This is a genomic window from Sphingobium agrisoli (assembly GCF_041877245.1).
Classification (GTDB): domain Bacteria; phylum Pseudomonadota; class Alphaproteobacteria; order Sphingomonadales; family Sphingomonadaceae; genus Sphingobium.
On the sequence record NZ_JBHDJI010000006.1, the window covers coordinates 257,490 to 263,694 of the forward strand.

The following is a 6,205-nucleotide window of genomic DNA, read 5'->3' on the forward strand; positions in this document are numbered from 1 at the left end:
CCGCCCTTGGAGCCTGCGTTTCCCGTGGCGGCGGACGGCGCGATCGCTGCGCTAGAAATGGAGACCATGGAGGCATTGGTGCCCGCATGCGGCGCGGTGATCTGGTCGCCGATATTGTGCCGGGAGATCCGGGGCGAGGTCGTCGCGGCGTTGATCGGTCGCTTCGGCAAGGAGAACATGGCGCTCGCGCGGCGCAATCGGGATCTCGGCCTCGATCGCCCGGCGCCTGAAGGCGTCGATGCGCTGGAAGCGGCGGTCCTGACAGACGGCCGGGCCTGTCTGGCAGCGTGGATCGCCGCGCAATCGGCGTCGGCGCAATTCTGGCTGCACTTGAAATGGCCGTCGGACGGCGCCGTTCCGACGACTAAGGATGCGGAGATGCTGACGCATGGTCCCGTCGTGCTGCGCCGAGTGGCGGGATCGACCGCCGCATGAGGTCCCTGCCCGCCGTCCCGCCCGGCCGGATCATCCGCGCCGCCGATGCGCAGCGCTGGCTGGACGGCTATGCCGTGATCGAGAAAGCGCGGGCCGAGGCCGCCGCCATCCGCGCGACCGCTCAGGCCGAAGTCGCCAACGCCCGGCTTCAGGGTTATGAGGACGGGGTGCGCGACGGCGCGGCGGAAGCGCAGCGCATGGTCGAGGAGGCACGCCTTCGAGCGGCCCGCTACACCGCCGGGGTGGAGGAGGGACTGGTCGAACTGGTCTTCGCCATGGTGCGCCGCATCCTTGGTGGGTTCGACGACCGCCAACTGGTCGCATCCGTACTTCGCCCGGCGTTGGCGGCGTTTCGCGACGAGCGGCAGCTATGCATCACTGTCGCGCCCGCGATGGTGCCGCATGTTGAAGCCCTGCTGTCCGATATGGACCAAGCCGGTCAGGCGATCACGGTCGTCGGCGATCGCCATCTGGCGGGGGACCAATGCTTGGTCGCGGGGCCGCGCACCAGCATCGACGCCAGCGTCGAGAGCCAGCTGGCGGTCATGCGCGACACCATGGTCGCGCCCATCGCCGACCCCCAGCGATGATCATGCCGCCCGATCATTGGGATACCCTGCTGCCTCGCTTGATGGACGGCGTGACGGCCAACGATCCAAGGCCGGTTCACGGACGATTGCGCGCCGTGCGCGGTGTGCTGGTCCATGCCAGCCTGCCATCGGCCCGGATCGGCGAGCTTTGCCAGTTGCGCGACCCGGCGAGCAGCCGCAGCGTGCTGGCCGAGGTGATCGGCTTTGCCGGTGACGAGGTGATTCTTGCACCGATCGGTGATCTCGACGGAATGTCGGCGCAGACGCAGGTGCGCGCGTCAGGCCGATCGCTCACAATTCCTGCGGGCGATGGTCTGCTGGGCCGGGTGATGGACCCGCTCGGCCGCCTGGTCGACGACGGCCCGCCGCTGGGCGCGGACACGGCGTATCGCCCGGTTCAGGCAGACCCGCCACATCCGCTGAAGCGCACGCTGATCGACACGCCCTTGCGGCTGGGGGTGCGTGCCATCGACGGGCTGATCACCGTTGCGCGGGGGCAGCGGATCGGCCTGTTCGGCGATGCCGGCGTGGGCAAGTCGTCGCTGCTCGCTTCCATCGTCGCAGGCACGGAGGCCGACGTCATCGTCATCGGCCTGATCGGCGAGCGTGGGCGCGAAGTGCGCGAGTTTATCGACGTCCAGTTGGGCGCCAAGGCGCGCGCGCGCACCGTAACGGTGGTCGCCACGTCCGACCGGCCGGCGATGGAACGGGTCAAGGCCGCGCACGTTGCGACCGCCGTAGCCGAACATTTTCGTGACGAAGGACGCCATGTCCTGCTCGTCATCGATTCCGTCACGCGCTTTGCCCGGGCGCAGCGCGAAATGGGACTGGCAGCAGGCGAACCGCCCACGCGGCGCAGTTTCCCCCCCTCCTTCTTCGCCGCCCTGCCCCGTCTGCTGGAGCGGGCCGGAACCGGCGCACGCGGCTCGATCACCGCCCTCTACACCGTCCTGACCGAAGGAGAGGCGTCGCAGGATCCGGTGGCGGAGGAGGTGAAGTCGATCCTTGACGGTCATATCATGCTGTCCCCGACGCTCGCCCAGCGCAACCATTTTCCCGCGATCGACATCGTGAAGAGCCGCAGCCGGCTGATGGACAGCGTGGCGAGCGACGATCATCGCCAGGCCGCAATGGCCATGCGCCAGCATATAGCGACCTATCAGGAGGTCGAACTGCTGATCCGGATCGGCGAATATGCGCATGGCAACGATCCGCGCGCAGACGCCGCCGTCGCGCGCCACGACGCCATAGAAACCTTTCTGCGCCAGTCGTCGAAGGAGATCGCCGATTTCGCCACGACGGTCGGGCAAATGCGGGCGATCGTGGCATGATCCGGGACGGGGAAATCGCGTCGATCATGGCCGTCCGCCGCCTGCGCGAGGAACGGGCGCAAAGAGCGATGGCGGCGGAAACGCTGCGTCTGCAAGCGCATGAGGCAGCAGTCGTCGATGTTGGGCGCCGGATTCGCGCGCATGATCTGGCGGCGGCGGCGCAGGACGCGGCCCTTGGCCGGCGGCTTCGCCAGGCGCCGGTATCGCTCGCGCAGTTGCGGGATGCGCGGCGCGATCTCGCCCGACTAGACGAGGACAGGGCCGACCTGGTCCAGCGCCTGCGCGAAGCCGAAGCGGCCGTCGCGGCAATCCGATTGAACATCGAACGCCTCCGCAGGCAATGGGTGGAGGCGCTGCGCGCCACCGAGCGGATCGGTCATATGCTGTCCGACCAAAGAACAAAACGCGCGGCCGAGGCGGAATGGGCGGAGGAAGGCGAGCGGGAGGATAGCGTCACGCTGCGGGAAGTCGGTCGATGCTAAAACATAGCATCCATCTCGCCGCGCAGGCCGATTCGGTGGCTAGGGCCGACGCGGACGGGATCGCGCAAACGGCCAAAGGCGTGCCGTCGGCCAATACCGTGATATTGAACGCGCGCTTTTCGCGCCCGCGCGCGCCTCTGGCCACGACGCTGGCGAAGCGCTCGGTCGCCCTTAGTTTCGGGACGACGCGGCACAACGACAAGGGGTGGCTGGCGCTGTCGGTCCGGATCGGTGCGCATGCCGCCCGGCTTCACCTCCCCCCGCTGTTCATCGCCTGGCTGACCGCGCCGCTCGCGACGCGGGTCGCAGCGTCCGACGACCGGGTTGCGCTCGGTCCGCTTGCGCTGCTGCTCGAATTTGCGGCGCTCGACCTGCTGAGCGCGCTGGAGGCGATGGGACACGGGCCGATACGACTCTGCGAGGAGTGGGACATGGCGCACGCGGTCACGATCAGCCTGAGCGTCAGCGTCGAATGCGAGGGCGATCGTTTCGATATCGGCATCGAACTACCCGTGCCGCTGGCGACGTTGCTCGCGGACCTGCTCGACGAGCTGGCGCCGCCCGCGCCTGCTGACCCCGCGCTCCTGCCGCTTCACCTGATGGTGGAGACCGGACGCGTGGACCTTATCGCGTCGGACATCATCAGCCTGATGCCGGGCGATGTCGTGATGCTCGATCATGCCGCCACAATGGTGCGGGTCGAGAAGGGACCGGCCGCGCCGGTGCGCTGGATCAAGAATCAGCTGGTCATCGGGGGACCGTTTCTGCCGTCCCCTGGCCATGCGCCACTTTCCGTTGGGATGAACAGGATGGATGCACCGCAGGACACAGCGTGGGACGAACTGCCTCTGACGATGGTCTTCGAACATGGCCGCCTTACCATGACGCTGGGGGAGGTGCGCGCGCTCGCACCGGGCAGCAGCATCGCCCTGCCATCGGCCGCGCAGACGCGCGTCGACCTGATCGTCAACGGCGGGCGCATCGGGGTGGGCGAGATCATCCCGATGGGTGAAGGCAGCGGCGTTCGGATCCTGTCGCTGACGGACCGGCACCAAGGCGCGCGACGGGACGAGACCACCCCCCAATGACCGAATTCCAGCCCAATATCATTTCCATCATCATCATCGTCTCCGTCATCGGCCTGTTGCCACTGGCGGTCGTGACGATGACCGGGTTCCTGAAGATTTCGGTCGTTCTGTTCCTGCTGCGCAACGCTATGGGCGTCCAGCAGTCGCCGCCCAACCTGGTCCTCTACGGGATCGCGCTGATCCTGACCGTCTATGTCACGACCCCGCTGATGGGAAACATCTACAATGCGCTGGAAAGCAACCCGGCCAATATCGAAAGCGTCGAAGGGTTGCAGGACGCCGCGCAGACCGTGCGCGATCCGTTGCAGAGCTATCTGCTGCGCTTCACCAAGGATCGGGAGCGCCGCTTCTTCGTGGAGGCGACCGACAGCGTATGGTCACAGGAAGCCCGCGCGGACCTGCGCGACGACGATCTGGTCGTACTGATCCCCGCCTTCGTATCCTCGGAACTGACGCGGGCGTTCGAAATCGGCTTCCTGCTCTACATCCCCTTTCTGGTCGTCGACCTGATCGTCGCGAACGTGCTGATGGCGATGGGCATGTCCATGGTGACCCCGACGCTCATCTCGATCCCGCTCAAGATATTCCTGTTCGTCGCGGTGGAGGGGTGGTCGCGCCTCATGCACGGCCTGATCCTAAGCTACGGAGGCTGAGCGAATGCATCAGGACATGTTCCTCGACCTCATCAATCGCGGACTGATGACCGTCCTGCTGGTGTCCGGGCCGGCGCTGGGGACGGCGATCGTGATCGGCGTGGTCGTCGGCCTGCTCCAGGCGCTCACCCAGATCCAAGACCAGACGCTGCCGCAGGCGGTCAAGCTGGTCACGGTGATGCTGGTCGTGCTGTTCCTGGGGCCGTTGCTGGCGACGCAGGTGATGTCGCTGGCCGCCGAAACGCTCGATTCCTTCCCCGCGCTGACCCGCTGAAGGAAAAGACGGCGTGACCATGGCCTATGTGAGCGGCGTTATCCTGCCGCTGGCCTATACGCTGCTGTCGGGCACTGCGGTCGCGGTCGCGCGCGCGCTGGGCATGGTCATGCTGACGCCCGCTTTCAACCGCCTGGGGCTGACGGGCATGATCCGGTCCGCCGTCGCCGTGGTGATTTCCCTGCCGATCATTCCCGATGTCCTTCAGGCGGTGATGCAGGATGCGCATCCGCCCGGCGTGCTGATGATCGCCATGATTCTGATGAAGGAACTGACGGTCGGTTGCATCATAGGGCTGGTATTCGGTGTACCCTTCTGGGCAGCGGAAGTCGCGGGCGACCTTGTCGATCTGCAACGTGGATCGACCATGGCACAACTAGTCGATCCTGCGTCCACATCCGAATCGACGATCATGGCGACGCTGATGATGATCGCCATGGTCGCGCTGTTCTTCGCTTCCGGCGGCTTCCTGCTGCTGCTCGATGGCTTCTACAAAAGCTATGAAATCTGGCCGGCCGCCAGTATCGCGCCAGTGCTGCGCGACAATGCCTTCGCCCTGATCCTGGGTTTGCTCGACAGCATCATGAAGACTGCGCTGCTGATCATCGCCCCGGTGGTGGTCGCCCTGCTGATTGCGGAGACGATGCTCGCCTTTCTGTCGCGGATGAGCCCGCAAATGCACATCTTCGACCTGTCGCTGGCGATCAAGAACCTGCTCTTTTGCGTCATTATCCTGATCTATGCCGCATTTCTGGTGCCGCTGCTGGTGGAGCAGATGGGCACGCTGCGGAACGCCCCGGATCTGCTGCGGGCCATCGGTGGTTGAGGGACGTATTTTGCCTCAATCAACGGGGTTCACGTCACAAACAGGGCGAACAGTCTCCGTGATGGATAAAGGATGCCCCCCGAGCTCGACACGCTGGTGCGCCTATAGGGCAAACCGGCTTGCATCGTCAGCGACAACGGGACCGAGTCCATCGGCCGGGCGATCCTGAGATGGGCCAGCGAAAACCGGGTCAAATGGCACGACATCGATCCTGGCAAGCCCCAGCAGAATGCGTTCATTGAATCGCTCAATGGGTCGCTGCGCGACGAGTTCCTGAACGAGGAACTGTTCGACAGCCTGGCTGACGCTCGGCGGAAGCTTGCGATGTGGCGCTACGACCACAACAACGCCCGGCCGCACTCATCGCTGATGCGGCGGCGCTGTGGCAGATTGGCGGGATGAAGGGTTAGGTGAGCGAACGCCCGGCGTCCGCCTGTGGTGGTGCGGGATGTGGCGTAGTGGGCTTGAGGCTATGGGTCTGCCGGGTGCGGGGCGGGTGCGGGATTGGTGGAGTTGAGCGACTTTT

General features: G+C 65.8%; 8 protein-coding genes and 1 pseudogene. All 9 read left to right on the plus strand.

Going from position 1 to position 6,205, the window contains the following annotated elements; all coding sequences use genetic code 11:
- Window positions 1–24 precede the first annotated feature (24 nt).
- Window positions 25–435 carry a hypothetical protein gene (locus ACETPF_RS12310; protein ID WP_373934776.1) on the plus strand — a complete coding sequence of 137 codons (411 nt, stop codon included), beginning with the start codon at window positions 25–27 and terminating at the stop codon, window positions 433–435.
- Window positions 432–1,025 carry a type III secretion system stator protein SctL gene (gene sctL, locus ACETPF_RS12315; RefSeq protein ID WP_373934777.1) on the plus strand — a complete coding sequence of 198 codons (594 nt, stop codon included), beginning with the start codon at window positions 432–434 and terminating at the stop codon, window positions 1,023–1,025. The genes ACETPF_RS12310 and sctL overlap by 4 nt, the downstream gene beginning before the upstream one ends.
- Window positions 1,022–2,356, plus strand: a complete 1,335-nt coding sequence (locus tag ACETPF_RS12320; RefSeq protein ID WP_373934778.1) for a FliI/YscN family ATPase — start codon at window positions 1,022–1,024, stop codon at window positions 2,354–2,356. The genes sctL and ACETPF_RS12320 overlap by 4 nt, the downstream gene beginning before the upstream one ends.
- Window positions 2,353–2,838 carry a type III secretion system stalk subunit SctO gene (gene sctO, locus ACETPF_RS12325; RefSeq protein WP_373934779.1) on the plus strand — a complete coding sequence of 162 codons (486 nt, stop codon included), beginning with the start codon at window positions 2,353–2,355 and terminating at the stop codon, window positions 2,836–2,838. The genes ACETPF_RS12320 and sctO overlap by 4 nt, the downstream gene beginning before the upstream one ends.
- Complete coding sequence (locus ACETPF_RS12330; RefSeq protein WP_373934780.1) at window positions 2,832–3,926, plus strand: FliM/FliN family flagellar motor switch protein; 1,095 nt, start codon at window positions 2,832–2,834, stop codon at window positions 3,924–3,926. Before sctO ends, ACETPF_RS12330 begins: the two co-directional genes overlap by 7 nt.
- The gene (gene sctR, locus ACETPF_RS12335; protein ID WP_373934781.1) at window positions 3,923–4,579 is read left to right on the plus strand and encodes a type III secretion system export apparatus subunit SctR; all 657 of its coding nucleotides are present in this window, start codon (window positions 3,923–3,925) and stop codon (window positions 4,577–4,579) included. The genes ACETPF_RS12330 and sctR overlap by 4 nt, the downstream gene beginning before the upstream one ends.
- A gap of 4 nt (window positions 4,580–4,583) precedes the next feature.
- Window positions 4,584–4,853, plus strand: coding sequence for an EscS/YscS/HrcS family type III secretion system export apparatus protein (locus ACETPF_RS12340; protein WP_373934782.1), 270 nt, complete (start codon window positions 4,584–4,586; stop codon window positions 4,851–4,853).
- 19 nt (window positions 4,854–4,872) lie between these two features.
- Window positions 4,873–5,679, plus strand: a complete 807-nt coding sequence (gene sctT / locus ACETPF_RS12345; protein ID WP_373934795.1) for a type III secretion system export apparatus subunit SctT — start codon at window positions 4,873–4,875, stop codon at window positions 5,677–5,679.
- A gap of 99 nt (window positions 5,680–5,778) precedes the next feature.
- Window positions 5,779–6,048, plus strand: a pseudogene (locus ACETPF_RS12350) (integrase core domain-containing protein); the annotation flags it as partial.
- Between the last annotated feature and the right edge of the window lie 157 nt (window positions 6,049–6,205).